Raw genomic sequence first — 23,103 nt, forward strand, 5'->3', positions numbered from 1 at the left:
AAACCGCAGGTCAGGCGCCGCACAGGGCGAGCAGGTCGAGCTGCTCCGGGCCGCTGATGTCCGCCTCCAGCGCCGCCGGCCGCTCCTCGGCCGTCCACTGCATGTCGGGCAGCTTCGGCTTGGGCTGCGGGCTCACCGCTTCCTCGCGCAGCTCGTCGACCACCTGCTCGGGGATCCCGTACACCCTGACCTCCATGTCGGTGGGCACCCACCCGGCGGGCACCCGGGACAGCGCCGGGTTGCTCACCTCGTTGACCTTTTGCCACGCGCGGAGCATCCGCGCCTGACGCTCCTCCCAGGCGTACAGCTCCTCCTGCGCCTCCATGAGCGCGATGCGCTGCGCCTCCCGCCGCACCTCCTCCTGGTTCCACTGGGCCATCCGCCGGTGGGCCTCCGCGCCCCGGAACAGCGGGGGCAGCTCGGCCAGCTCCTCGCTGCGCGTCTTGTCGGCCGGGACCGGCTGCCACTTCCGCCACAGGCGCGCGGCGGTCCGCCCGTCGGCGGTGACCAGGATGCGCCGACGGCCGACCGCGTCGGGCTCGCCGATGACGAGGAACCCCGCCTCCACGAGCGGGCGCAGCCGGTGGTCGGAGACGACGCGGCCCGGGGCGCCCGGCATGTCCTGCCGCCGCAGGGTGCCGTCGACCGGGTGCCGGTAGAGCAGGCTGTCGGCCGCCGCGAGGACCAGGTCCGCCTGGCCTTCGGACCAGCCGAGGCGTCCGGCCTGGGTGCGCTCGAAGCGCCGCTGGACCCGCTCGTCGACCTCGGGCAGCGGGGTGGGCGGCGTACCGGCCGGGGCCGGTTCCGGCTTCGCCGGCTCCTCGAGGGCCGCCGCCGCGGCGGGCGGCACCTCGCGGACCCTGCCGCCGTAGTTCGCGACGGTCGTCATCGGCCGCTCCTTCTTGTCGTAGCGGACCGAGACCCGGTACGGGTAGCCCGCCTCGTCCGAGAGGTGCTCGATCTCGTCGGCGTGCTCGGCGATCACCTCGTCCGCGTGGGCGGTGAGGACGACGACGAACGTGCCGATGCGCTCGCCGTTCTGGTAGTCGCCGGTGACGCGAAAGTCGCGGCCGCGGCCCTGGGTGAGGCCGAGGCCCCGCAGGATGCGGGCGATCGCGGTGACGTGAGGCATGGCGGCCATGAGACGTCCTTCCGGGCTGGTTGGTGTGGTTTGAACTACTTACATCCTTCCCTATATGGCTTTGCCTAGCTAGTTTTACCAAACCAATTAGGCAAAAAATCTTCTATGATGCCGGGCCCGCGAGGTGGGCGCGCAGGGCGCCGCCGGCCGCGAGGACGCGCTCGGTGGTCCAGCCGGACCCGGTGAGCGTCAACCGGCCCCACTCCCGCAGCTCCCGGTCGCGGGCGACGATCCGCACGCTGTACGGCGAGACGGCCGCCGCGAACCGGTAGGCGCCGACAGGCTCGGGGGCCAGCTGGATGTCCTGCCACCAGCGGACGGGCACGCGTTCCTCGTCCGCCCCGTCCGGGCCCGGGCAGGCGTGGCTGATCGCGTTCAGCAGCTCCTCGTCGTGCGTGCACGCGCCGCCGCCGCAGTGGAGCATCGCAACCCCGGTGGAGGCCACGGCGAACGAGTGCCGGGTGAACGACGCCCGCGCCTTGGAGCGGATGCTGACGCCGACGGCGGGGACGCGGGTGGTGCGCTCCAGCCAGAACCCGTCGCCGTGCTCGTCGACGTACGCGCGGCCGACCTCCCAGCCGTGCACGCGCACGACGTCCTCCCACGACCAGGGCCGCCGGTCGCGGTAGTCGCGGTCGTCGGGGCCGAGGGTGGGCCACAGCCGCCACCCGGCCGGGCCCGCGAACATGGCGTCCGGCGGGTACACCGGTTCGACGCGCACCAGGACGCGGGGCGCGTTGAACGGAACAACTGTGCACTGGTCGTGCAGCGCGGCCAGCAGCGGGCAGGCGTCGCACTTCCCGCCGTTCACGCACGGGCCGAAGCCGCCCCAGCGGGCGCGGCGCGTGTCCTGGGACTCCAGCAGGGCGGCCCACCGCTGGGGGCGCAGCGCGCACTGGGCGGCCTGCCCGAAGTGCGCGTTGAGCGACAGGCGGTTCCAGCCCTTGCCGTCGGGGCCGCCGGGCGCGGCTTCGGGGGCGGTCAGGTGGATCGGCATCGGGTTCCTTCTCTCTGGGGTGCGGGCCCCGGCCCGGGTTGGGCCGGGGCGAGGGTGGTCAGCGGGTGAAGCGGTCGGCGTTCACGGCGATCCAGCAGGCCAGGGACAGGGCGGTCGCCGCGCACTCCTGGGCGAGAGGCAGACCGGCCGGGGCGGAGAACAGCTCGTCGAGGTACGTGCCGTCGCCCGCGTACAGGGACGCGGTCCACGGCTCGTCGTGCTGGTCGGCGGGGCGGGCCGCGTCCTCCCCGGAGTGCAGCAGGACCTTCGTCCCGGTGTGCGCGGCGGCTTCGGTGTCCGCCCGGTCGACGGCGACGAGGACGTAGGACACGCCGCCGTCCTCCGCGTGGAACGAGGGGAGTCCGAAGGCGGCCAGCGCGGCGCGCAGCTTGTCGCCTTCGGTGGGGCCGCTGTCGGCTGCGGCCTGGGCCGCTTCCCGGTACATGGCGCCCAGCTCGGTGCCGGTGGCGTCCGGTCCGGCGGCGAGGCCGGCCGTGATGAACGCGGCGCGCAGCCCGGTCAGGTCGTAGTCGCGGAGCCGGGTCATGACGCGCTCGGTCATGCCGAGGTGCGCCTCGCAGGAGGCGAGGCCGAGTCCGCTGGTGGCCTTCACGGTGCGGGTGGCCCGGGTCTCCCTGTCGAGGATCTGGCAGGCGATGCAGGGCATCGTGAACCAGCTCGGGGAGTCGTCGGTGCGGGTGGCGAACGTGATCACGGTTCTCTCCTGTTTGGGGCGGGTCAGCTGGTGGTGGGCGCGCTGCCGTGGCGGCGCAGGTCGGTGGCGACGGCCGCGGCGAGGCGGTCGTGCTGGCGGTGGAGCTTGATCAGGCCGGTGAACGCGGCAGCCATCACGTCGTCGTCGCGGGAGCTGAGGTGGCCCAGCTCGACGAGCGCGAGGCGGCGGGCGCGCAGGTCGCGGTCCGCGGCGGCGACCTGGTCGCGGCTGGTGGTGAGCGGCCGCATCGTCGGGAGGGCGCCGGTCACCGGGGCGGTGGCGTAGCCGAGGACCGCGACCGGGACCATGAAGTCGTCGCGGGTGAGCATCTCGGTCGCCTCGGCGAGGGCGTCGGCCGCTTCCTGGGGCAGCTGGCCGGGCTCGTCGACCGGGTACGCGGTCAGGGCTATCGCCGCGTCCTCGATGGCGCCGGCCAGGGCGTCGATCAGGTAGCGGTGCGGGTGGTAGGCGCGGCCGCGCACGACCCGGGCGAGGGTCATCAGGCGGCGGGTGGTCAGCAGGTATGCGGACACGGCGCGCTCTCCTTCCTGGGTTATGCGGCGGCTACGAGGTGGGCGGCCACGGAGTGGTAGCAGCGGACGGAGCGCAGGCCGGCCGGGCAGTTGCACTGGCCGGTAGCTGCGGTCCGGTACAGCTCGGTGCCGTCGTCGGAGACGACGAGGAAGATCCGGTTCTGGCGGAGCGGGACGATCGCACCGAGCTCCAGCAGCTCCATCGCCTTCGCGGTCTGCCACTTCGGGTGCGTGGTGTCGGTGCGCGCGGCGCGGCGCAGCTTGGCCCGGCATTTGGGGCCGTAGCCGTCGGGGGTCGGCTTGCGGAGCGGGCGGCGGCACTTGAGGCATCTCCCGTGTTCGGTCGCCTTCGTGTGTGCGCGCACGCCCGTTCCCCTTACTGGTTGGTGGTGGTTTGAACTACTTCCATCCTTTCCTGAATCGACTTTGCCTAGCCAGTTTAAATAAGCTGAGTAGGCAAAGGTTCAGTCAAGAAAACCGCAGGTCACAGGGCCTGCGGCTGGCTACTGGCTGGCGGGGCGCACGCAGTCATCGTGCCGGTGGCAGTTGCACCGCCCGCACCCGGCGCACATCATGTCGGCCTCCAGGTCGCAGAACCCGCAGCCGCCCGTCAGCTCCAGCTCCAGGTGCTCGACGATCTCCGCCCGGTCGCGCGGGTTCTTCGGGTCGAGCGGCCGCGTCGCCGGCCGCTGCCGGTGGGCGCGCACCCGGTCGGCGATGGCCCGGGCTGCCGCGGCCGAGTCCGCCGCGCAGTCGACGAGGCCGCCGTCGCCCGTGCTGAACACCGGGCCGCCGACGGGCTCGCCGTTATGGTCGTGCACGCACACCGTCCAGCCGGTGTGCGCCGACGGCATGCGATCGATCGACGGGCTGCGGTCCCCGACGCTCAGGTGCAGCCCGTCCCGCACCCGGTCCGGGGCCACACCGTCCTCGAGCGCGATGGCGTAGCTCATGCCGACGTCGTCCGTGTACGCGGTCAGGCCGTGGACGGCGAGCGCCTCCAAGAGCACCTGCCCGGCCGTGACGACCGGGTCGGCGAACCACTCGGCGACCGCCTTCGCGCACTGCACGGCCTCCAGGTCGAGGGCGCGCGGCACGGGCGTGGCGTACGCGGTGCCGGTCTGCGTGAAGTCGGGGCGGCCGTCGGGCTCCCAGGCGTCCGCCGAGAACTCCACGCTGTCGGGGGCGGTGCCGGTCCAGTCGATGACGATGTGCTCGCGGTCGAGGGCCTCGGCGGGGCTGACGGACGCCGGGTAGGCGACGATGAGCTGCTCGTCGTCGTGCCAGTGCCCGGCCATGCCGGCTTCGGTGAGCGCGGCGAACACCGTGGTGGACACCAGGTCGAACATGGGCGATCCCTTCATGCGGTCGGGGAGGGGGCAGGGGTGGGGGCCGCTCACAGGGTGCGCTCGACGATCACGATGTCCCACGCGGCGGTGGCGACGGGCACGGTGAACGTCCAGCGGCCCCGGTAGGTGCGGCGCCGGTCGTCCTCGCTGACGCCCTCGACGAGCGCCCACCACTCCGCGCTGTCCGCCTCGGGGAGGATCCGCACGCCGGTGTCGATGACGTGCAGGCGGGCGCCGAAGTGGCGCAGGATGTCGCCGGCCTCGACGAGCATCCGAGGGGTCTCGACGGGCACCGGCAGGCCCGCAGCGGTGCGGGCGGTCTCGGCTGCGGCCGGGTCGGCGAGCGCGTAGCCCAGCTCGATCGCGGTCTGCTCGGCGAGGTCGACGCTGCGGGTCCAGTAGCCCTCGGAGTAGTCGCGGGCGGGCTTGCCGAGGTTGCTGTACGGGTGGAACGCGCCGTGCTGCTCGGTGATGGCCACCGGCATGACGACGACGACGAACGCGACGACCTGCTCGGACTCGACGACCAGGATGTCTCCGTCGGCGGCCTGGTCGCGGTCCACGGCCGTACGGGCGTCGGCGCTGCTGGCGAAGCGCCACACCTTGGGCGGCTTGATGGCATCGGCCTGGGCGCGGGCGGTGTCGACGGCCTCGATGATCTGGCCGAGCTGTTCCGCCGCGCGGATGAGGTTGCTGCTCACGGTCTGTCCTTCCTTGCCTGGTCTGTTGGGTTTTGGACTACTTCCATTCTTTCCTGAATCGACTTTGATTAGCCAGTTTTACCAAGCCTGCTCAGTAAAGTATCGTTCAAAGATCGGCGCCGCCCTGCTGGTTCAACCGGTTTGCTTCAACCGCCTCGTGAAAGACTGACGCCATGCCCAAGCCCAACTTCGGACCCCGCACCCTGCCCGAGTACAAGCCCAGCCAGGAGGTCCGCGACGCCCTCCGGGCCTGGCTCGAAGCCGTCGACCTGGAGGAGGAGCGGCGCAAGGCCGCACGCAAGGCCCTGGCCGACGACCTCAAGGCCGACCCCGACCTGCCGTTCGCGTCCATGGCGGCGCACCCGATCGTGCCGTGGTCGGAGGCGATGCTCCGCATCATCGGCGCGGAGTACGGCGTCCAGCCCCGCGTCCCGAACAAGGCGTGGAAGCGCAAGCCGGCCGAGGACACGCCTCCCAACAAGGGCACCGAGGCTGAGGGCAAGTAGCGGGCAGCACGAAGGGCCGCACCCCGGCGGGGTGCGGCCCTTAGTCGTTCCCCGGCGTCAGCCCAGCTTGATCATCAGGCCGATCGCCAGGGCTAGGATGACCGCGACCGACAGCGCCCTCTCCCAGGGCTCCATGTCGCTCCAGCCCTTCGGCGCGTACTCGACCCGGATCACCTCTTCACCGTCCGGGTGGTGCCCGCCGTGGAACAGGCGCCGGTGCTCGTGCCCCTCTGCGCGCGCGGCCGGCTTCGTCTCCATCGGCTCCGACGTCGTCCGGCACTGCGGACAGCGGTACGCGTACGGCCCGCCCACGGGCGCCCCCCTCACTCGCGTGTCGTCACCGCTCATGATGGAGGACTTGCCCCTCAGCTGGCTCACGATTCGGCCCCTTTCACACCTCGGACGGACTGTTCGAGCCACGCGCCGGCCGGTCACTGGACGTCGTCCAGGCGCTCGACTTTCCACGCGGACGGGCCGCGCTCGGGGTCGGCCACGGTCCGGTGGCCGCGCGCCACGTCCGCTTCCGTCCACCCGGCGGGGAGCTTGCGGCGGCGTCTCCACCCCCTCTCCAGGCGGCTCTCCGCTCGCTCTCCCCCCGGAGACTTTCGCACGTCAGAGCCACTCTCCGGGGGCGGAGAGTCCTCCTGGCCGCTTCCGGGGGAGGGGAGCGGGGGCAGCTCGTCGCGGTGCACTCCGGAGCGCCCCGCGACCCCTCCCGCGCGGAACGTGCGGGAGGGGTCGAAGCCAGCCTCGACGAGGACCTCCCGGAGCTGCTTGTCGCCGGCGTCGGCCAGGCCGGGGAGGCGCTCCCGCATGGCCGGTCGGAGGACCTGCAAATGCACCCCGTTGTCGTCGCCGATCAGCTCCCGGATGAGGGCAGTCAGCGGGGGCTCCGCGAGGTCCTGGCCGTCGGCCTCCTGGGGGGCCGTCGCCGGGGCCTGGCGCAGCAGTCGGGCCAGGCCCTTCCTGCGCCCGGCCGGGGCCGCTTCCGGGCCCTTCTGCGAGGCCTGTCCGGTCCCCTGCGGCTCGGCCTTGCCGAGGAGCCGGTCGAACATGCCCGCGCCGGTCATGACCGAGCCCTGGAACCACCCCCACGCGAGGGGGATCCACGCGGCGGCGCCGTAGTCGGCGATCGTGTGGACGGCGCCCGCGACGACGAGGACCACTCCCCCGAGCCGGGCGGGCAGCGAGAGCTTCTCGCCGTGGCTGCCGTCGAGCCAGCCCCACAGCAGGCGGGCGAGGGTCCGGTTGCCGGTGCCGAACGCCCGCGCGACGCGTGCGATGCCGCGGGGGGTGCGACGCGCAACGCGTGCGATGCCGCGCAGGGTGCGACGCGCGACGCTGGCCGCTGGCTGGCGGCTGGCTGCGATGCCCTGGCGTGCGAGGCCTGCAACGGCCTTGGGGTCGGCGTACGGCCGCAGGTCCGGCAGGGCGAGGGCCCGCTGCTTCACGGGCCGCTCCCCCGGCTCGGGCTGCTCCCCCGCTGCGACGGGCGCGTTGCGCTCGGGGACGTCGGTGGTCATCCGCCCGCCAGGTGCACTGCGATGGCGTGGATGCGCTGGGCGAGGGTGCCGAAGCCTCCGCCTGCGCCGGCCATGATGTGGACGAGGATGATGCCGATCACGGCAACCTGCCTGCGGGTGAGGCCCACCCAGATCAGCACCGCCAGGAACAGCAGGGCGATGCCCGACAGGGTCACGCCGGGAACCACGGCGGTGGCCAGGCCGACCATGTCGCCCATGATGAGCTTGGGCACCACGTTGAAGGGCCAGCCCGCGGCCGTGTACGAGGCCCCGGCGAGCATGCTGAGGCCGAGCGTCCACCACCAGCCGAGCGGCTTGCCCTTGGCTTCGGGGTCCCTCTTCCTAGTGCCGAGGATCAGCACGGCGGTGATCACGAGGGCGAAGGAGACGATCCCGATCGGAGGGATCAGGGAGTTCACGGGCTGTCCTTTGCTCAGGTCTGGATGGGGTTGCCGTACAGCAGGGCGCCGATGGCGATGCAGACGGTCAGGCCGCGGGTGGCCCACGCGATGAGGAACCAGGAGCGGCGGGTGGCGCGGTCGAGGCCGACCGCGACGGCGGCTGCAACGGCCCAGAAGTAGACGTCGGGGCTGTTGCGCCACGTGCCTTCGTGCTGCGCGACGCTGGCCGTGACGTCGGTGAAGAACTGCGGGATGCCGAAGAACCAGCCGGCCGCGAGGCCGCTGCCCGCGTACAGCGCCCACTTCTTGTGAGGGGGGATCGCGCCGACCAGCTCGGCCAGGGAGCGCTTCTCGGGGCGGACGAACGGGGTCGCGGTGGCGAACCGGGGCCGGGTGGGCTCGCGGTCCGGGCGGCGCAGCCGCGTGGCCCACTTCCGGTGCGGCCTCTCCCCCACCGTCTCGTCGTCGGTGTCGGCCTCGTCGGCGTCGGGCTCGTCGTCGGTCTTCTCGACGAGGTTCAGGCGCGGCGCGGCGGGCTGGTCCGCCGGGGCGTCGCCAGGGGCGGGCTGCGGAGCGGCCGGGGCCGCGGGGGCGGCGGGCGGCTCGCCGAGCGGGGGCTTGTCCTGCCGCCACCATTCCGGGAGACGGTCCCCCGGGTGCGGCCCGGGTGCGGGCGCGGGGATGGTCGGGGGGTGAGCGGGGCGGGGCGGGATCGCCACGGCGGGCACCGGCGCGGGGGCGCGCTGGGGCTCGTCCTCGGCGGCGTGGCCGGCGGGACGGGCGCCGAGCCTGCGGAGCGCCGCGCGGACCGCCGTCTCGCCCTTGTCGAGGTCGGGCTGGTCGATCATCGCGGGTCTGCCTTCCTGGCGCGACGGGTGTTGCGTTGCGCGTTGCAACACCCGTCGCACCGCTGGTCAGGGCGTTTCAGTCGAGTTCTGCGACGTCGTTGGGGTGGAAGTGGAGGCGGCCGTCGTCGTCGCGGCGGGCCGGGGTGAGCTTGTTGCGGTGCACCCACGAGCGGACGGTGCCGGGCGTGACGCCCTTCTGCCGTGCGACCTCTTGGGCGGTGAGGAGCCGCATGTTCTCGTCGGTCGCGACGACGCGCAGTGCGTCGTCGACGGCCGAGGCGAGTTCGGGCGTGATGGCCTTCTGCACGACCGCGGCGGGCCGCATCGGGCCCTGGGGTGCGGCCGGGGTGGCGGGCTCCTCGAACAGGCGCAACGCGTCGTCGGAGTGTGCGTCGAGCACGAACTGCTCCCGCGCGGGCATCGCGTCCAGGGCGGGCGTCGCCTCGGGTTGCTGCGGCGGTGCGGGCAGCTCGGGCGCGGTGGCCGGGGCGTCGCCGTACATCGCGTCGAGGACGCCGGCGGCGCCCCGCACAACGCGCTCGTCGTGCACTGCGATGAGCTGCGCGGCGGCCGTCGCAGTGGTCGGCCGCAGGGTGCGCTCGAGGCGCCACACCGCTGCCTGGTGCCACCACTTCGCGCGGGTCGAGGCGTGGTGCCGGGCGAGCGACCCGTGCCAGCTGATCTTGTGCAGCGTTGCGGCGTCGCGCATCGCGCGACGCTCGTTGCGGCGTTGCGCGTCGGCGTCGACGCCGGTGCGGTACTGGAACAGGCGGCGCGCGATGAGGGCGAGGCCCTCGGCGGCGAACGTCATCGACAGCGGGGTCACGGCGAACACCGCCGACTCGGCCCCGTTGCGGGCGACGTACGCGCCCGTTGCGGCCGCGGCGGCGGGCACGAGCCAGACACCCGCGCGCACCAGGTGCGGGGTCGCCTGGCCGAGCATGGTCAGCGCGACCATGACGACGGCGAGCGTGACCGCGCCGCCCTCACCGAAGGCGATCACGCCGAACGCGGCCGTCTTCCGGTGGAACACCGCGGTGATGTTGCCGTAGGTGCTCCACGCGCCGAGCACGCCGGCCACGACCATGGGCACGGCGGCCAGGGCGAGAACAGCGCTCTGGCCTCTCGTAAGGTCGCGCACTTCGGGCTCGCACATGGGTCTGCTCCTTCGGCAGTTACGGGGGCCGGGCCCCGGCGGGGCCCGGCCACGTGTTCGGCGATCAGCGCCAGCGCCGGGCTCGACTCCGCTCGTCGACGTCGTGCTGCTGCTGCGGCTCGCCGGCGACGGGCTTCCCGTCGTCCTTGACCCAGCCGCCTTGCGACGCCTTGTAGGTGGTCTCGTGACCCCGCAGCCGCGGGTCGTCCGGGCTGATCGGCTTGGTGAATCCGAGCTTCTTCATCAGCGGCCACCGCCAGCCGCGATCTTGGCGAGGCCCAGCTGCACGGCGGCGTCGCCGCGCGCGCGGGTCTCCTCGGCCGGGGTGCGCCGGTCCTGCTGGCAGGCGGCGACCGTCGCGGGCTCCGACGCCACCTTGTTCGGCGTGCTCGTGCTGATCTGGCGGGGGCTCATCCGCGCACCGCCTTCACCGCGCGCGCCGCGTATCCGGCGGCCGTGTCACCGGCCTGGACGTCGGGGAACAGGTCCAGCACCTCGGCGTAGAACACCGCGCCCTGCGCCTCGGTCCGCTCCCGCACGAACGCGGCGAGTTCCGCCTCGCTGTACGGGGCTCCGCTCGCGCGGCGCTGCAACTCGCCGGCCAGCTCGGCCGCCTTGGCGTGGATCTCGTCGCTGACCTGCCCGGACCCGGCCGGTTCCTCTTCGCGGGCGCGGGGCGCCCCACTACTCTTGCTCACGTTCGCACTCCTGGTAGCTCAGGTGGGCGACCGGCGCCGGGCGGCCTTCCACAACACGCCCGGCGCCGTTCTTTGTTGACGCACGGCACCGGCGGTGCCGCTTGCCTCGACTTTATGGGACCCCATAAAGTCAGCGCAAGCGGCTACCCGCGAAGGGAGCGGGATGGCTGAGGAACGGGACAGCACGGAGGAGGCACGGCGGGTGGCTGACGCACTGCGTGCCATCGAAGAGATGGACGACCCGGACCGGCAGGCGAGAGCGATCACCGAGGTCTTGCGGGTCCAGGTGGACAGCGCGCCGACCTTGAAGGAGTTGCGCCGCGCCTGGGTGCTGGGGAAGCGGGCCGAGAAGGTCACCTACAAGGTGATCGCCGAGACGCTCGGGGTGTCGATCTCCACCGTGCAGGACATCGAACGCGGCTACTCCGGGTCCGGGAAGAACCGGCCGCGCACGGGGAGGCGGAAGCGGGCAGCGAGCGACGGAGACGGCGAAGCCTGAAACCGCGCGCCGGTCGCAACTCGTCGTGTTCTTCGGTCGTTGATCAGCCCGACCCGACCACGCTTCGTCCACCCAGGAGTCATGACCATGCGTAGAGCCCTGCTGTTAGTCGTCGCCGGCGTCGCGTCCGTCGGCCTGCTCACCGCGTGCGGGGGCGGTGACGACGACGCGTCGTCGAAGCCGAGCCTCACCATCTCGGCGGAGCCGCTGAACCCGGACGGCGGCTCGATGCCGACGTCGGTCACGGCGCAGCAGGTCCTCGCGCGGCTGTCGGGCAAGGTGAGCGCGGCGAAGCCGGGCACGGTCGTCACGGCCGAGAACGACAAGAACAAGCTGATGGGCCGCCCGCACCAGTACACGTCGAAGGTGACGTTCACCGACTCGCGTATCGCGGCGTCGGACACCGAGGGCCTGGACAAGGACGACTCGCTGCGGGGTGGGGCGGTCGAGGTGTTCGGGTCGGCGGAGGACGCGAAGGCCCGCTCGGAGTACATCCAGTCGGTGACGAAGTCGATGCCGATGCTCGCCGAGTACCACTACCTGGACGGGCCGGTCCTGGTGCGGGTGTCGCACTACCTGACCCCGCAGCAGGCCGGCGAGTACGAGGCGGCCCTGCACGGCTGACGCGCGCCGTATTCTGGGCGTGCGCGTCCACGCAACGAAGCCCCGGCGGCTGCCCTGCCTGCCGGGGCTTCGTGGTGTTCAGGGGGAGGGGTCGGTGTCGGGGTCGTCGACGAGGCTGAGGGTGACCTTGCGGACGAGGCGGACGCCGCTGTCGGGGTGTTCGCGGCGGCGCCGCCGGTAGAGGTCGACGGCGCGGTCGCGGTCGGTGAGGTCGCGGGCGAGGGTGCCGTAGCGGTCCTTGATGCGGGCTTCGATCTGCCAGCGGGTGGCGGGCGGGGCGGTCTCGGGGCCGTCGATGCCCGCGCGGTCGATGCGGGCACGAAGCCGGTCCAGCTCGTCGTAGAGGGCGTCGAGTTGCTCGCTGGTGAGGTCGTCGAGGTGGGTGCGGTCGGTCATCGCAGTCCCTTCGGTGCGGGCCCGTACGGGCTGGCCCAGGCCGGCCGGTCCGGGCGGAAGCGGACGGAACGCAGGTAGTCGGCCAACCGCTGCATGTGGGCGGCGGATTCCCGGATCTGCTCGGCGGCCCAGGCGAGGAGTTTCCGCAGCCGCTGGAACCAGGTGCGGGCGGCGTCGAGGGCGGCGCCGACGGCGCGGGCTTGCTCGGGGGTCAGGAGGGTGATGCGCACGGGTTCTCCGGGGTGTGGTCGGGGCCCGGCCGTCGGATGGCGGCCGGGCCCGGGCGGGGGTCAGTCGGCGGGCTGCTTGTAGGGGTGCCAGGCGACGGTGTCGCGGTGGTGGAGGTTGCGGGCGACGATCGCCGGCCAGTCGGTGTGCTCGTGGTCCCGGGGGGCTTCGGGTGTGCGTTCCCAGTCCTGGAAGCCGATGTCATCGGCGAGGAGGGCTTCTTCCAGGCAGGCGCCGCACACGCCTTCGGCTCCGCTCCACTCCAGGTGGTCGGGCTGGTAGTCGGGGTGGACGGTGGCGTGCCGGGCGGCGGCTTCACGGAGGAGGCGGCGCCAGTCGACGGCCTCCGCGACGCGTTCGAGGATCGCCGTCGCGGCGTCCTTCACGGCCTCGTAGTCGGCGTTCGGTATGGACACGCACTCGCCGATCAGGCCGTTGAAGACCTGCGCACCGATGGCGTCCTGTAACAGGCACTCGATCACGCGGCGTCGGTTGGGCACGGGTCAGGCTCCTATGGGCTCGATCTGGATTCGCTGCGGGGGGACGCCGGCCTGGAGCTGCCGGTACAGCAGCTGGAGGCGGGCCCGGGCCGCTGGGTCGCGGCGGCTGAGCTGGGTGCGGGCCGGGGCGGGGAGGGCGTCCCAGCAGTCCCAGCACAGGTACTGGCCGGTGCGGCGCCGCCCGTCGCACGCGGGGTTGGGGCACGGGTAGGTGGTCACGACGCTCCCTGCGCGGAGCCGATGGTCTGGACGGTGCTGACGAGCCACACCATGGCGACCTGCTCGGCGTGCTGACTGCTGTAGCCGCGGCGGGTGAGTTCATGGCGGATGCCGTCGGCGTGGTCGAAGACGGGCGCGAGCATCTCCGCGACGGCCATCAGGTTCGCGACAAGCACGTTGCGCTGCTCGGCGATCTCCTCCGGGGTCGGTGCCTTCGGCGTCTGCGGCGGGGGGTTCTGGCCGGACATCATCGCCATGAGGCGCTCCAGGCCGGTGGGACGGTCGGTCATCGGCGGTCCTTCGCGTCCGCGTCGAGGGCGGCCTGTACGCGGGCGGCGATGCGGCGCAGCTCGGTGGTGGCGTGCACGGCGGCGCTGATGTCGGGGGTGCTGTCGATCTGGTCGGCGGCGGCGTTCAGCACGGCGGCGATCTCGGCGTCGGCGACCTTCATGACGGCGTCGGCGAGGCGGGTCCGGTCGTCGCGGCGCTGCACGAGGGCGTAGGGGTCGGCGGCCAGGAGGGCGGCGAGGTAGTCCTCGCGCCGCTCGTCGGGGGCGGGCTGAGGGAGGGTGGTCATCGGCTGTCCTTGTGTGGGTGTTCGGGGCGCCGCTTCCAGATGCGGGCGGCGTCGTTCCAGGTGCGGATGCGGTTCCAGGTGGGGGCGGGCGCGTGGTTGAAGGTGAAGACCTCCATCGCGCGCCAGGTGCGGGCGTGCCGCCGCCGCTTGAGGCGGCGGCGGACACAGGGCGGGATCAGTCGCACTGCCGGGCCTGCTCGCGGGCGCGGTCGTGGGCTGCGGCGCGCGTGTTGTGGAGGTTCACGGCGAGCGGCGCACCGTCGGCCATGACGTAGCCGTACTGGGTCCACTGACCGGTGCCGGTGGCGAACGTCCAGCCGACCGGGCTGACGGTGCCGGGCACCTCGACGGGCTCGAAGCGCTGGGCGGTGGGGCACATGTCGCGGACCATGCGGCGGATGGCGACGATGCCGGTGTCCGGCTCGCTCACGCCGGCCGGGGGTTCGCCGCCGTCGTGCGGCCAGTGCGGGTCCGCTTCCGTGATCGGGGCCATGGGTTCCCCGCAGTCCGCGCACTTGCGGGACTTCACCCAGCCGCTGCCGTCCCTCGCCGGGTGCTCGGTGGTGACGTCCCAGGCGATGTGCTCGCAGTCGAGCACGCCGCTCTGGTGGAGCGCGGCGAGCGCCTGGGCCTGCCCGGCGGAGCACATCTCGGCGAACCGCATCCCGGGCCAGCACGTGAAGCAGGTCGCGGCGTGCGCGGCCGCCGCGTCGTACGCCGCGGTGGCCGCGTCGATCAGCGACATCGGCTTGGTGTCGGCCGGGGCAGGGTCCTCGGGGGGTGCGTACAGGTGGCCGCGCGCCCAGCCGATGTGGGCGAGCTTCGGCTGGCCGCACTTCACGCACGGCGGCTCACCGGCGAGGAGCTGGTCGCGGATCTTGAGGCAGTGCTCCACGGTCGCGGCCTCGACGATCAGGCGGTGCTCCTGCCAGTCGTACAGGGTCGCGAACACCCCGGACCGGCCGATCGTGTAGCGCTCACCGCGGAACTTGTCGCAGCCGCACGTGTCGATCGTGCACCCGCCCATGGCCGTGTTGTGCCAGTTCAGGGTGTGCGTGCAGTTGAAGCAGGGCGACGACAGCCGGTCCTGCGTGGTGGGCGGCTCCTGTCCGCCGATCCACGCGGCGAGCGCGTCGGCGTACGCCTGCCGGGCCTGCCCCGCCTGCGTTTCCAGGTCGGTCGCGGTCCGGTCCAGGCCGGCCAGGTGCGGGGCGAACTCGTGGGCCTTCGCGGCGATCTGCGGGGGCAGCAACTCCACGAGGCGCAGCGCGGTGCGTTCCTGCCCGGGGCGCGGGGTCAGGCACATCTGGAGGAACTCGCGCAGCGCCTCGGGGGTCTCGTACTGCTGGTCCACTCGGTGGGCTCCTTCGTAGGGTGGGTGCGGGCCGCCCCCTGGTGACAGCAGGGGGCGGCTGCTCGTGGTCATGGGGCGGTGGTGCCGGTGGGGGTGTCGCTGTAGGACTCGCGGGTGCGGCCGGCCCCGTCGACGTCGGGCTCGCGGTCGTCCTCGGCCTGTGCGCGCTTCGCCTGTGCGCGTGCCGTCTCCGGGTCCGGCCAGCAGTAGGTCTCGTCGTGGGCGAGGGACCACGCCATCTGCCAGCCGTCCGGCGTCCACGCGCGGCGCACCATGCTGTCGCCGGGGTCGTGCAGGACGGCCCACTGGGTGCCGTCGTACGCCGGGTCGAGGCGCACGATCAACGGCGTGAAGTTCGGCGGGACCGGCGGCAGTCGGAACTCGGCGGCGTTGTGCAGCCGCTCCATCAGCCGGTCGATCCGGGCTAGCAGCTCCCCGTTGCGCTCGCGGAGCCTCTGCACCTCGTCGCGGGCCTCTGACCAGGACATGTTGCTGGCTTGGGCTGCCTGGTTCGCGAGGCCGGCGAACCCGGCGAGCTGCTTGTTCTGCCGTTCGAGGTGGAAGATCAGGCCCTCACGCTCGTGCGGCCGCCGCCGCTTCGCGCGGCGCTTCGCCGACTCCCACGCCAGGTGCAGCCGACCGTTCTTGTGGACCAGGTCGTCGGCCTGCTCGGCGGCGGCCAGGCACGCGGCGACGATCAGCTCGGACGGGGTGCCGGACGGGAACTCGATCGTCTCCCCGGCGGCGGGCTCGGTCAGGCTGGACGCGCCCTCGTCGCTGTGGACGCCCCACACGGCGCCGTTGCAGCGCAGCAGGCCGAGCGGGTTGTCCGGGTCGCCGGTCCAACCGGCTTCCTCCAGCGCCTCGACGACGTCCAGGCGCGGGTTCCAGGTCTTCACTGCGGGTGTCTCCTTCGGGTGTCAGGTGCCGAACTGGCGGCGCCGGGTGGCGTCGGTGTGCTCGGCGTGGAGGCAGTCCGGGCATCGGGCTGCCGGGTCTCGGTCGCGGAACTCACGGCCGCAGCCGCAGGTCCGCAGAGGGGCCAGGGGGTCCGTGGGGGGCGGCTGGAAGGCCGCTGGAACGTCCTGGCGGGGCTCGGCGGGGGTGGTGGGGACCGGCATCAGCAACGGGCCCTGTACGGGCTTGCTGCGGCCCTCGCGGGGCCTGCGGCGGGCCAGGGCCTCCCGGTGGGCGGAGCAACGCTTCCCGGCGCGCATCAGCGGCACCTTGCACACCTCGCACCGGCCGAACGGCTCGTCGTCGTCCTGCTCCGGGATCTGCTCCCTCGAGGCCGACTCGCCCCCAACCACCTCAGGTTGAGGAACTACCTCAGCCACCTCTTGGGGAACCCCATGGGTAATACCTGGGTTGTTCGTGCCTCCGTGGCCCGAACCGGTAGTGCCACTGTGGCCCGAACCCCAACGTGCCTCTGTGGCACGAACCGGGTCGTCGTCCGTCGGCTCAGGTTCGTGCCTCTGTGGCCCGATCTGGTTCGTGCCTCTGTGGCCCGAACTCTCGTCCACGGGATTCGTGCCACTGTGGCCCGAACTTCCGTCCGGGGTACGCCGGCGGGCGGTCGCCTTGAGGTAGTCCTCTGCGGCCCTCCAGTCCGGCCGCACGTTGTCGCCGGGGATGGCATAGAGCGCGGCCCGTCCACGGCGACGCTCGCCGTCGACGAGCACCACGCCCGCCCGTATCCCGGCGTCCAGGTACCGGCGAGCGTCCTGCTCACGACAACCGGCCGCCTTCGCCAGGTCCTGAATCCGGATCGGCTTGCCGTCCCGGAACCGGAGCTGGCCCGAGGAAGCGGCCATCGCACGCAAGGCGTACAGCATCGTCAGGAAACCGCCCTTGAGGCCGCGGGGCATCTCCCGCGACCACCTCCAGGCCAGCGCGTTACCGAAGGAGTTCGGCACCGCGCCTTCCTTGCGGTCGTCCTGCTCGTCCACGCTCACGGGGTCATCTCTCTGGTCGTGCTGGTGGGGTGGTGTCCTGCTCAGATCGTCGCTCGATCTTTAAACTTTTGCAAGTCTCACCACTTTGGTAACTCTGGCCATGCCTTACACTCTGGCCATGGACGCGAAGACCCCCGAGATGCAGGCCGACGGGATCCAAGACCTGCCCTTGACTCACGCGCGGGCGCAGCTGACGCAGCTCATCGAGGACGCCCGAGAGCGGCAGGTCTTCACGGCTCTCACCGAGCGGGGACGTCGCCGCATCTGCTTGGTCACGCCCGAGTTCGTCGACCGCGCGCGCCAGCTCATGGCCGAGCACGGCGACTGACGGGGCGCACCTCACTGCTCCCCCTCTCGCGCCCAGGACGGCACGCGCCGTACGGGCTCCAGGCGGGGGCTGCTGGTGTGCCTGCGGGCGGCCCGGGCGAGGGCGCGGCGCACCATCGGCATGACGACCGGCGGGTGCCCCATGACGCCGGCCGCGCAGTTCATCACCACGAACACGAACAGGCCGAGCAGCATCACGTGACCACCCACCGGTACGGCGGGAAGCCGGGCGGGGGCGGTGCGACGGTGGTGTGCGCTTGGATCACCTGCGTGCCGGGCGCCGGGGGAGGCAGGACGCCGGGGATCGGCGCGGGGCTCGGCCAGGGGTAGTCGTCGACGGGGCGGCACTCGCCGACTGCGTACGCGTGGTGGCCGCCCGAGAGCGTGGCGAGGGGCCACATCTCGGTGTCCCACATGCGCCGCCAGCGGGGCACGAGCGCGTACCACCAGTGCCCGGGCTCGTCGGCGGTCCACGCCTCGATGGCGACGTCGCTCTGGCGGCGCTGCCAGATGGCCTGGGCGATGACGAGGATGTCCGTGTGCTGGGGGTGCTCGTAGCGGGCGACGAGCGCGCCGGCCATGCGGTGCGCCGGGCCCCGCACGAGGGGCGGGGCCTGGGAGGACCGCAGGTAGCCGGGGAAGGTCTCCAGGGTGCCGAGGCCGAGCAGCAGCGGCTCGTCGAGGTGGTAGGTCTGCGCCCACGTGTGTTCGAGGCTGCCGTCTTCGCGGCGCGCGGTGATCCGCACGACGGTCGCCGGCATGTAGCGGACGGCGGTGATCTCTTCGTCACGCGTCACGGGGTCGCCTCCTCTCGGCGGACCAGGCCGAGGACGACCGCGCTGGTGCACGGCCAGCGCACGCCCCACTCGCCGGTGAGCGTGCTGATCGTGCAGCGGGCGCACACCCGGTTCAGGGCGCGGCCGTCGGTGAAGCTGACCATCGGCCGGTGCCCGAAGTCCTCGCTGCGTCTCACCGGTTCGCCTCCCGGCTGGCTGCGGCGGCCGCCCGGTTCAGCATCCGCATCCACGCCTCGAACGGGCGGGTGCGGAGCAGCACCACGGGGTCGACGATGCGGACGACGACCGCCGCCTTGCACATCCACGAGACACCGGGTGCCAGGCAGTCCGGGTCCGGGGTCAGCTCGTCGACGGGCAGCACCTCGTACAGGGCCCCGTCCGGGGCGAGGGCCGCGTACACGCGAGCGACGTCGCGGCTGGTGGTGACGTACACGCGGTCGCGGCGGGCGTGCTCCGGGGAAGCGCCCAGCTCCTGCGCGGTCGCCGTCAGCGACTTCTCGATGCCGGTCACCGCGGGGGGCAGCAGCCGGTCGTCGAGGCGGAGGCCGGGCACGCCGCCGTGGTAGAAGCGGGTCACAGGAATGCCTTCCGCACGAGGCCGGCCGCTGCGGTGAGGACTGCGGCGACCGAGGCGATGTACTCCGCGCTGCTGGCGCGCAGTGCGGCCTGCCACAGGGCCATGGCCTGCGGCTTGTCGTTGTTGGCGACGGCGACGATGAACCGGACCGCGAACAGGTCCTGCGCGTCCGGGGCGCCGTCGGGGCTGGGCAGCTGCTCCACGGACCAGTACTGGTCGCGGGCGAGGTCGGGCGCCTGGTCGCCGTACAGCTTCACGAGGGCCTGGCGGCCGGTCTCGGCGAACGCGACGCACGCCGCGTACATCTGGAACTGGCCGGGACCCGCCTGCTCACCGACCTCGCTCACCGCGCGGAACGCGCCGTCGTAGTCCTCGTCGATGGCGCAGGCGAGCGCCACCATCACCAGGTTGGCGAGGCGCTCGTCGCCCATCACCGGGCGTCCGCCGTCTTCACGGGGCGGCCGTTCTTGCCGCGCATCCTGATCCCGGCCCGCTTGAGGCGCTGGTAGACGAACGAGTACGAGTAGCCCTTGCCGGTGCGCTCCTGTATCTGGCGCACGCTCAGCCCTTCCCGGTACAGGCTGGCCATGTACCGGGCGAGTTCATCGACTTCGAGCTGGCGCCCGCCGGGGCCGTGCACGGGCACGCCGGCCGCGTGGAGGCGGCGCCAGGCGGTCGTGTAGCTGACGCCGAGATCGTCGGCCACGGCGCGGATGCAGCCGAGCTCGTCGTAGAGGGTGGCGACGTCCTTGGACATCGGAGTGACCTTTCACTGCGGGGAGGTTGGGGGCCGGGGCCGCTCGAGGTGGCGGCCCCGGCAGGGGTCAGGCCCAGAGGACGAGGGCGACGGCCGCGCCGAGCACGGGCGACCACGGGCCGATCACCGGCACGAACGCGGTGACCGCCCACACGACCAAGCCGAACGCCAGGCCGACCATGAACTTCCGGCCGGTCACTGGACGACCCCCGCGGCGCGGGCCTCGCGCAGCCACTTCGCGTACGGGCCGGTGATCGCCGCGTACAGCTCCTCATCCGTGACCCGCGAGGGGTCCGGCGCGGGGAAGAACGCCGCGTTGTCGACGAGGCGGCCGGTCAGCAGATCGAGGCGGCGCAGGAAGTTGACGCGGTACCCGAACCCGACGAACACGAAGAACAGCGGCTCGGTCGCCGCGCGGCGCAGTGCGTTCTCGGCGGCCTCCCGGGAGTCGGGGTCGCCGTCGGTCTGGAACACGACCAGCGCGGGTGTGTCGCTGCCCTGGTGCTCCAGGCGCACGAAGTCCATGGCGGCCGCGTAGTTCGTGCCGCCCCACCGGGCGCGCTCGTGGGTGCGGTTGATGACGCCGGCGTAGGAGTTGAGGCTGACGACCGTCGAGGGTTCCGCGTCGGTCGCGAAGTAGGTGAGCGGCACCCGCCCGTCGTCGTCCAAGTTGGCGGACAGGGCGAGGACCTGCTCGGCGAGCCGCTGCATGGCGCCGCTGCGGTAGTACTCGAGCATGCTGGACGAGTGGTCGAGCACCAGGTGCACGGCCGCCCGGTGGCCGGCCAGCCCGTCCTTCTCCAGCGACGTGGCGGCCTTCTTCATCAGCGACACCATGGGCGTCGCCAGCACCGGCGGCCGCGCGGGCACCGGCTCAGGCTGCACCTGGGGCTGGGCCGGGGGCTGGGGCTGGGTCTTGCGCTTGAATCCGAACACGATGGGATCCGCTCCTACATGGGATGGGGGCGGGCACGCGTCAGGCGTGCCCGTCGTCGTCGGTGAGCTGGGCCCGCTGCGCGTACACCTGCACGGTGTGTGCCTGGCGGCGGGCCCGGTACGTCTCGGCACACGTCTTGTGGGAGGGGCGGCCGCCCTCGTCGCGCAGGCACGTCGGGCCCTTGCAGAACCGGCACGGGCGCGGGCGCTGCGCCCAGTGCCGCTTCGGGTCGGACCAGTCCAGGACGCCGCTGGCAGGTAGGAACTCATCCGACGCCAGCAACTTCGCTCGCGGCATGGCCGGCCTCCCTCCGGAGGGCGTTGAGGCGACGCGCGGTCTCGCGGCGGCGGCGCCGCTGCTCACGCCGCCGCATCAACTGCCGTTCCTTGGCGTCCAAGCCGCCCCACACGCCGTACTGCTCCGGGCCCGACATCGCGGCGTTCAGGCACGCCTCGATCACCGGGCAGCCGACGCAGATGCGTTTGGCCTCCTTGACGAGCAGCACGGCCACGCCCGTCGGGAAGTCCTCCGGGAAGAACACGGTGATGTCCTCCGCGTCCCGGCACGCGCCCTGGTCGGACCAGTGCGGGGCGCGCGGCAGCGTCTTGGGTGCGTAGCGGCTTGGACGGTGCATCAGCGGTCCGTCTCCCCGCCCGGGTACGCGACCCGCTGGAAGACGATCGTGTCCTCGTCGGCCACGACCGGCGGGGCGGCCTGGGCCGGTTCGGGCACGCCGGCCGGACCGGTGGCGCGGTGGCGGCCCGTCGCCCGCAGCCGCCACCACAGCCACGCCGACGCCAGCGGCGAGGCCACGAGCAGCCACCACCAGGCGATGTTCTCGGCGATCCAGATCAGGACGTCCAGCAGCAGGTTCACGACTGGGCCTCCCGCATCGCACGGTCGACCTGGTGCGCGCCCTCCACACAGCCCGGGATGTTGCAGGACCTCGACAGGTACCCGACCGGCTCGCGCCGGTAGTGCAGCCGGAACGCCACCCGGTACGCGGTGTCGATGCGCCTCAGGTAGCGGACGACCGGCGTGCCGTTGGCCTCGCGGGTCCCCGTCCACCGGCGGTGCCCGCCCTCGACCGGCTCGGACTGCCGCTCGAACGCCTCCCGCACCGACCGGTACAGCGGCCGCCGGCCCCGCACGTACGGGGGCAGCCCGATCTGCCTGCGGACGCGGGCAACGCGGGACTCGTCCCGGATGCCGAGCTGCCGGGCAACCGCCCGGTTCGACACGTCGTCGGCGGCGAGCAGCGCCCGCATGATCCGCTCGTCGCTGACCTCGACCAGCGCCTGCCTCATGACTTCACCTCCGGCCAGGGAACCTTGCTGAGGGCCGCCCGCTGGGCGGCAGGCATCGAGAACTCAGGGCAGCCGAGCTGGTCGAGACCGGCGTGCCGAAGCCACCACGCGTCGCACTCGTCGTCCGTGGCGAACTCGCGCTGGGCCCGCTTGTACGCGGCCAGCGCCATCGGCACCTTGTCGCCGGACCCCTTGCCGGTCGCGTAGCTCTTGAGGGTCGCCGGGGTGACCAGCGCGTACGGCACGCCGTTCTTCCGGAGGAGGTTGCGGACGACGCCGTGGACCATGCCGGTGAACCCGGCGCCCTTCGCGTGCGTCGGCAGGTCCTCGATGACGACCAGGTCGGGCAGCGGGCCGAGCCCGTACGCCTCGCCGCCGATGGCGAGCTGCACGGCCTCCTCGATCTGTGTCAGCCGTCCGTCGCCGTCGGTCTGCTTCGTCTTGACGGTGGTCGTCGACCCGTCCCGGTAGGCGATGCCCGTCCCCGTCAGCGACAGATCCAGACCCACCACGGTCTTCGGCGTGCTCATCGGGCACCGCCGTCCCGCAGCCACAGCGGGCGCACCGCGACGTAGTCCGGGCCGATCGGCGCGGGCACCTGAATCCGCGTGAGGACCAGGTCGTCGGGGTCCGTGACGCCGAGGTTGGCCTTCGCGTCCAGGTAGCGGCCCGGCAGGTCCTTGATGTCGAGCTGCGCCGGGGTCGCCAGGTGGTCGGCGATGACGGTCACCTCCCGCTCGAGGTGCCAGCCGATCACGACGACCTTCGCCGTGCGGGTCGGCACGTCGACGCTGTTCACGTACACGGCGGTGGTGTGGCGGGGCTCGTCGAGCGCCAGGAGGTAGCGGCGCCCGAGCAGGGTGATCCGCCACGCCTCAGCGCCACCGTCGGCGTAGCCGTCGACGTAGCCGCGGGCGCGCAGCCCGCGCAGCTCCTCGGTGGGGTCCTCGAACGATGTGCCGCCGGCCAGGGCCCGCAGCACGAACTCGGCCGGTTTGCCGAGCGGGTGCTCGGTGGCGTGCTTGACGGCGCGGATCTGCGCCAGCCGCCACGCGTGGGTGCTGCGGGTCGTCGCCGCCGAGCACGGGCACGCGGCGACGTACGGCATCATCTCCGGGTCGGCGACCAGGCCGTGGCACTGCTGGACGCTCGTCGCGCCCTTCTCGCACAAGCGGGCCGAGCAGCACGGGCAGTTGGCGCACAGCTTCGGCTGCGGCGGCTCGTACAGCGGCCCGAACGTCTCGTCACAGCTGGTGGTGGTCATGAGTCCTGTCCTGGGGTCTCGTGTCCGCAGCGGAAGCAGCGGCGGGAGCCGTCCGCGCGCATCGCGTGCGGGGTCCGGCGGTTCTCGCGCGGGCAGGTGTCGAAGTCGGCGATGTCGGCGCCCTCGATCGGGGCGGGCCGCTCCAGCGCGGGGAGCGGGGCGGGGGCCGGGCCCGCGCGCAAGGCGCGGACCCGGCTGATCAAGGCGGCCAGCACGG

44 protein-coding genes are annotated in these 23,103 nt (G+C 72.8%); 4 read left to right on the forward strand and 40 right to left on the reverse strand.

The features are described 5' to 3' along the window. Window positions 1-10 precede the first annotated feature (10 nt). From AQJ30_RS15620 to AQJ30_RS15650, 7 genes are all read right to left on the reverse strand, one after another. Entirely contained in the window at window positions 11-1,141 is a 1,131-nt protein-coding gene (locus AQJ30_RS15620; protein WP_067233824.1) for a hypothetical protein, read from the reverse strand. A 103-nt stretch (window positions 1,142-1,244) separates the two neighbouring features. After that, window positions 1,245-2,138: a hypothetical protein gene (locus AQJ30_RS38960; RefSeq protein WP_067233825.1), complete on the reverse strand. Its 894-nt coding sequence runs from the start codon at window positions 2,136-2,138 to the stop codon at window positions 1,245-1,247. 58 nt (window positions 2,139-2,196) lie between these two features. Continuing rightward, entirely contained in the window at window positions 2,197-2,853 is a 657-nt protein-coding gene (locus tag AQJ30_RS15630) for a hypothetical protein (RefSeq protein ID WP_067233827.1), read from the reverse strand. Window positions 2,854-2,876: 23 nt separating this feature from the next. Beyond that, entirely contained in the window at window positions 2,877-3,386 is a 510-nt protein-coding gene (locus tag AQJ30_RS15635) for a hypothetical protein (protein ID WP_067233829.1), read from the reverse strand. A gap of 20 nt (window positions 3,387-3,406) precedes the next feature. After that, window positions 3,407-3,751, reverse strand: coding sequence for a hypothetical protein (locus AQJ30_RS15640; RefSeq protein WP_067233830.1), 345 nt, complete (start codon window positions 3,749-3,751; stop codon window positions 3,407-3,409). Between the two features lie 138 nt (window positions 3,752-3,889). Further along, the gene (locus tag AQJ30_RS15645) at window positions 3,890-4,735 is read right to left on the reverse strand and encodes a hypothetical protein (RefSeq protein ID WP_067233832.1); all 846 of its coding nucleotides are present in this window, start codon (window positions 4,733-4,735) and stop codon (window positions 3,890-3,892) included. A 47-nt stretch (window positions 4,736-4,782) separates the two neighbouring features. Next, window positions 4,783-5,436: a hypothetical protein gene (locus tag AQJ30_RS15650; protein WP_067233833.1), complete on the reverse strand. Its 654-nt coding sequence runs from the start codon at window positions 5,434-5,436 to the stop codon at window positions 4,783-4,785. Between the two features lie 173 nt (window positions 5,437-5,609). Between AQJ30_RS15650 and AQJ30_RS15655 the strand changes: the two genes are divergently transcribed. After that, a complete protein-coding gene (locus tag AQJ30_RS15655; protein WP_067233835.1) occupies window positions 5,610-5,942 on the forward strand; it encodes a hypothetical protein in 333 nt (110 codons plus the stop codon). 57 nt (window positions 5,943-5,999) lie between these two features. Here the strand turns inward: AQJ30_RS15655 and AQJ30_RS15660 are convergent, their stop codons facing one another. The 8 genes from AQJ30_RS15660 to AQJ30_RS15690 form a co-directional block, all read right to left on the reverse strand. After that, window positions 6,000-6,320, reverse strand: a complete 321-nt coding sequence (locus AQJ30_RS15660) for a hypothetical protein (protein ID WP_079084068.1) — start codon at window positions 6,318-6,320, stop codon at window positions 6,000-6,002. Between the two features lie 53 nt (window positions 6,321-6,373). Next, on the reverse strand, window positions 6,374-7,465 hold the full coding sequence (locus tag AQJ30_RS15665) for a hypothetical protein (RefSeq protein ID WP_067233837.1): 1,092 nt from the start codon (window positions 7,463-7,465) through the stop codon (window positions 6,374-6,376). Then, entirely contained in the window at window positions 7,462-7,884 is a 423-nt protein-coding gene (locus AQJ30_RS15670; RefSeq protein WP_067233838.1) for a hypothetical protein, read from the reverse strand. The genes AQJ30_RS15665 and AQJ30_RS15670 overlap by 4 nt, the downstream gene beginning before the upstream one ends. 14 nt (window positions 7,885-7,898) lie before the next feature. After that, window positions 7,899-8,714 carry a hypothetical protein gene (locus tag AQJ30_RS15675; protein WP_067233840.1) on the reverse strand — a complete coding sequence of 272 codons (816 nt, stop codon included), beginning with the start codon at window positions 8,712-8,714 and terminating at the stop codon, window positions 7,899-7,901. 76 nt (window positions 8,715-8,790) lie between these two features. After that, entirely contained in the window at window positions 8,791-9,870 is a 1,080-nt protein-coding gene (locus tag AQJ30_RS15680) for a MerR family transcriptional regulator (protein WP_079084069.1), read from the reverse strand. Window positions 9,871-9,934: 64 nt separating this feature from the next. After that, window positions 9,935-10,114, reverse strand: a complete 180-nt coding sequence (locus tag AQJ30_RS15685; RefSeq protein ID WP_067233844.1) for a hypothetical protein — start codon at window positions 10,112-10,114, stop codon at window positions 9,935-9,937. Beyond that, window positions 10,114-10,284, reverse strand: a complete 171-nt coding sequence (locus AQJ30_RS38450; RefSeq protein WP_159052337.1) for a hypothetical protein — start codon at window positions 10,282-10,284, stop codon at window positions 10,114-10,116. The genes AQJ30_RS15685 and AQJ30_RS38450 overlap by 1 nt, the downstream gene beginning before the upstream one ends. Then, window positions 10,281-10,568 carry a hypothetical protein gene (locus AQJ30_RS15690; protein WP_067233846.1) on the reverse strand — a complete coding sequence of 96 codons (288 nt, stop codon included), beginning with the start codon at window positions 10,566-10,568 and terminating at the stop codon, window positions 10,281-10,283. The genes AQJ30_RS38450 and AQJ30_RS15690 overlap by 4 nt, the downstream gene beginning before the upstream one ends. Window positions 10,569-10,770: 202 nt before the next feature. Between AQJ30_RS15690 and AQJ30_RS15695 the strand changes: the two genes are divergently transcribed. Next, window positions 10,771-11,067, forward strand: coding sequence for a helix-turn-helix domain-containing protein (locus AQJ30_RS15695; RefSeq protein ID WP_159052338.1), 297 nt, complete (start codon window positions 10,771-10,773; stop codon window positions 11,065-11,067). Between the two features lie 81 nt (window positions 11,068-11,148). Next, entirely contained in the window at window positions 11,149-11,691 is a 543-nt protein-coding gene (locus AQJ30_RS15700) for a hypothetical protein (protein ID WP_245726948.1), read from the forward strand. Window positions 11,692-11,769: 78 nt separating this feature from the next. On the opposite strand, the gene AQJ30_RS15705 is transcribed toward AQJ30_RS15700, so the two are convergent. From AQJ30_RS15705 to AQJ30_RS15750, 10 genes are all read right to left on the reverse strand, one after another. Then, window positions 11,770-12,087, reverse strand: coding sequence for a hypothetical protein (locus AQJ30_RS15705; RefSeq protein ID WP_067233849.1), 318 nt, complete (start codon window positions 12,085-12,087; stop codon window positions 11,770-11,772). Further along, window positions 12,084-12,317: a hypothetical protein gene (locus AQJ30_RS15710; protein ID WP_067233851.1), complete on the reverse strand. Its 234-nt coding sequence runs from the start codon at window positions 12,315-12,317 to the stop codon at window positions 12,084-12,086. The genes AQJ30_RS15705 and AQJ30_RS15710 overlap by 4 nt, the downstream gene beginning before the upstream one ends. Window positions 12,318-12,377: 60 nt before the next feature. Beyond that, window positions 12,378-12,815, reverse strand: a complete 438-nt coding sequence (locus tag AQJ30_RS15715) for a hypothetical protein (RefSeq protein ID WP_067233852.1) — start codon at window positions 12,813-12,815, stop codon at window positions 12,378-12,380. Between the two features lie 3 nt (window positions 12,816-12,818). Next, complete coding sequence (locus AQJ30_RS15720; RefSeq protein WP_067233854.1) at window positions 12,819-13,034, reverse strand: hypothetical protein; 216 nt, start codon at window positions 13,032-13,034, stop codon at window positions 12,819-12,821. Then, a complete protein-coding gene (locus AQJ30_RS37925) occupies window positions 13,031-13,324 on the reverse strand; it encodes a hypothetical protein (RefSeq protein WP_067233855.1) in 294 nt (97 codons plus the stop codon). The genes AQJ30_RS15720 and AQJ30_RS37925 overlap by 4 nt, the downstream gene beginning before the upstream one ends. After that, window positions 13,321-13,611, reverse strand: a complete 291-nt coding sequence (locus tag AQJ30_RS15730; RefSeq protein WP_067233857.1) for a hypothetical protein — start codon at window positions 13,609-13,611, stop codon at window positions 13,321-13,323. The genes AQJ30_RS37925 and AQJ30_RS15730 overlap by 4 nt, the downstream gene beginning before the upstream one ends. Further along, window positions 13,608-13,796, reverse strand: coding sequence for a hypothetical protein (locus tag AQJ30_RS15735; RefSeq protein WP_067233858.1), 189 nt, complete (start codon window positions 13,794-13,796; stop codon window positions 13,608-13,610). Before AQJ30_RS15735 ends, AQJ30_RS15730 begins: the two co-directional genes overlap by 4 nt. Further along, entirely contained in the window at window positions 13,787-14,965 is a 1,179-nt protein-coding gene (locus tag AQJ30_RS15740; protein ID WP_067233860.1) for a hypothetical protein, read from the reverse strand. Before AQJ30_RS15740 ends, AQJ30_RS15735 begins: the two co-directional genes overlap by 10 nt. A gap of 68 nt (window positions 14,966-15,033) precedes the next feature. Further along, window positions 15,034-15,864 carry a hypothetical protein gene (locus tag AQJ30_RS15745; protein WP_067233862.1) on the reverse strand — a complete coding sequence of 277 codons (831 nt, stop codon included), beginning with the start codon at window positions 15,862-15,864 and terminating at the stop codon, window positions 15,034-15,036. A 21-nt stretch (window positions 15,865-15,885) separates the two neighbouring features. Next, window positions 15,886-16,920 carry a hypothetical protein gene (locus AQJ30_RS15750; RefSeq protein ID WP_067233864.1) on the reverse strand — a complete coding sequence of 345 codons (1,035 nt, stop codon included), beginning with the start codon at window positions 16,918-16,920 and terminating at the stop codon, window positions 15,886-15,888. 118 nt (window positions 16,921-17,038) lie between these two features. Here AQJ30_RS15750 and AQJ30_RS15755 point away from each other — a divergent pair, with 118 nt between their 5' ends. Further along, window positions 17,039-17,248: a hypothetical protein gene (locus tag AQJ30_RS15755; RefSeq protein ID WP_159052339.1), complete on the forward strand. Its 210-nt coding sequence runs from the start codon at window positions 17,039-17,041 to the stop codon at window positions 17,246-17,248. Window positions 17,249-17,259: 11 nt separating this feature from the next. Here the strand turns inward: AQJ30_RS15755 and AQJ30_RS15760 are convergent, their stop codons facing one another. The 15 genes from AQJ30_RS15760 to AQJ30_RS15825 all read right to left on the reverse strand — a co-directional run bounded on the left by AQJ30_RS15760 (window position 17,260) and on the right by AQJ30_RS15825 (window position 23,101). Next, window positions 17,260-17,445 carry a hypothetical protein gene (locus AQJ30_RS15760; RefSeq protein ID WP_159052340.1) on the reverse strand — a complete coding sequence of 62 codons (186 nt, stop codon included), beginning with the start codon at window positions 17,443-17,445 and terminating at the stop codon, window positions 17,260-17,262. Next, window positions 17,442-18,044 carry a hypothetical protein gene (locus AQJ30_RS15765; RefSeq protein WP_067233868.1) on the reverse strand — a complete coding sequence of 201 codons (603 nt, stop codon included), beginning with the start codon at window positions 18,042-18,044 and terminating at the stop codon, window positions 17,442-17,444. Before AQJ30_RS15765 ends, AQJ30_RS15760 begins: the two co-directional genes overlap by 4 nt. Then, on the reverse strand, window positions 18,041-18,220 hold the full coding sequence (locus tag AQJ30_RS15770; RefSeq protein WP_067233869.1) for a hypothetical protein: 180 nt from the start codon (window positions 18,218-18,220) through the stop codon (window positions 18,041-18,043). The genes AQJ30_RS15765 and AQJ30_RS15770 overlap by 4 nt, the downstream gene beginning before the upstream one ends. After that, entirely contained in the window at window positions 18,217-18,621 is a 405-nt protein-coding gene (locus AQJ30_RS15775) for a hypothetical protein (RefSeq protein WP_067233873.1), read from the reverse strand. The genes AQJ30_RS15770 and AQJ30_RS15775 overlap by 4 nt, the downstream gene beginning before the upstream one ends. Next, window positions 18,618-19,052: a hypothetical protein gene (locus tag AQJ30_RS15780; protein WP_067233875.1), complete on the reverse strand. Its 435-nt coding sequence runs from the start codon at window positions 19,050-19,052 to the stop codon at window positions 18,618-18,620. The genes AQJ30_RS15775 and AQJ30_RS15780 overlap by 4 nt, the downstream gene beginning before the upstream one ends. Continuing rightward, a complete protein-coding gene (locus AQJ30_RS15785; RefSeq protein ID WP_067233877.1) occupies window positions 19,052-19,378 on the reverse strand; it encodes a helix-turn-helix domain-containing protein in 327 nt (108 codons plus the stop codon). The genes AQJ30_RS15780 and AQJ30_RS15785 overlap by 1 nt, the downstream gene beginning before the upstream one ends. A gap of 67 nt (window positions 19,379-19,445) precedes the next feature. Beyond that, complete coding sequence (locus tag AQJ30_RS39820) at window positions 19,446-19,577, reverse strand: hypothetical protein (RefSeq protein ID WP_281200936.1); 132 nt, start codon at window positions 19,575-19,577, stop codon at window positions 19,446-19,448. Further along, on the reverse strand, window positions 19,574-20,314 hold the full coding sequence (locus AQJ30_RS15790; protein WP_245726949.1) for a VWA domain-containing protein: 741 nt from the start codon (window positions 20,312-20,314) through the stop codon (window positions 19,574-19,576). The genes AQJ30_RS39820 and AQJ30_RS15790 overlap by 4 nt, the downstream gene beginning before the upstream one ends. A gap of 40 nt (window positions 20,315-20,354) precedes the next feature. After that, window positions 20,355-20,612, reverse strand: a complete 258-nt coding sequence (locus AQJ30_RS15795) for a hypothetical protein (RefSeq protein ID WP_067233882.1) — start codon at window positions 20,610-20,612, stop codon at window positions 20,355-20,357. Next, window positions 20,581-20,949 carry a WhiB family transcriptional regulator gene (locus tag AQJ30_RS15800; protein ID WP_067233884.1) on the reverse strand — a complete coding sequence of 123 codons (369 nt, stop codon included), beginning with the start codon at window positions 20,947-20,949 and terminating at the stop codon, window positions 20,581-20,583. The genes AQJ30_RS15795 and AQJ30_RS15800 overlap by 32 nt, the downstream gene beginning before the upstream one ends. Then, window positions 20,949-21,191 (reverse strand): hypothetical protein, encoded by a 243-nt coding sequence (locus tag AQJ30_RS15805; RefSeq protein ID WP_067233886.1) that lies wholly within the window; start codon window positions 21,189-21,191, stop codon window positions 20,949-20,951. Before AQJ30_RS15805 ends, AQJ30_RS15800 begins: the two co-directional genes overlap by 1 nt. Continuing rightward, window positions 21,188-21,622 carry a hypothetical protein gene (locus AQJ30_RS15810; RefSeq protein ID WP_067233887.1) on the reverse strand — a complete coding sequence of 145 codons (435 nt, stop codon included), beginning with the start codon at window positions 21,620-21,622 and terminating at the stop codon, window positions 21,188-21,190. Before AQJ30_RS15810 ends, AQJ30_RS15805 begins: the two co-directional genes overlap by 4 nt. Next, window positions 21,619-22,152 (reverse strand): RuvC family protein, encoded by a 534-nt coding sequence (locus AQJ30_RS15815; protein WP_067233889.1) that lies wholly within the window; start codon window positions 22,150-22,152, stop codon window positions 21,619-21,621. The genes AQJ30_RS15810 and AQJ30_RS15815 overlap by 4 nt, the downstream gene beginning before the upstream one ends. Further along, complete coding sequence (locus AQJ30_RS15820; RefSeq protein ID WP_067233890.1) at window positions 22,149-22,886, reverse strand: hypothetical protein; 738 nt, start codon at window positions 22,884-22,886, stop codon at window positions 22,149-22,151. Before AQJ30_RS15820 ends, AQJ30_RS15815 begins: the two co-directional genes overlap by 4 nt. Then, window positions 22,883-23,101 (reverse strand): hypothetical protein, encoded by a 219-nt coding sequence (locus AQJ30_RS15825; RefSeq protein ID WP_067233891.1) that lies wholly within the window; start codon window positions 23,099-23,101, stop codon window positions 22,883-22,885. The genes AQJ30_RS15820 and AQJ30_RS15825 overlap by 4 nt, the downstream gene beginning before the upstream one ends. Between the last annotated feature and the right edge of the window lie 2 nt (window positions 23,102-23,103).

This window comes from Streptomyces longwoodensis (assembly GCF_001514125.1).
GTDB classification, from domain to species: Bacteria; Actinomycetota; Actinomycetes; order Streptomycetales; family Streptomycetaceae; genus Streptomyces; species Streptomyces longwoodensis.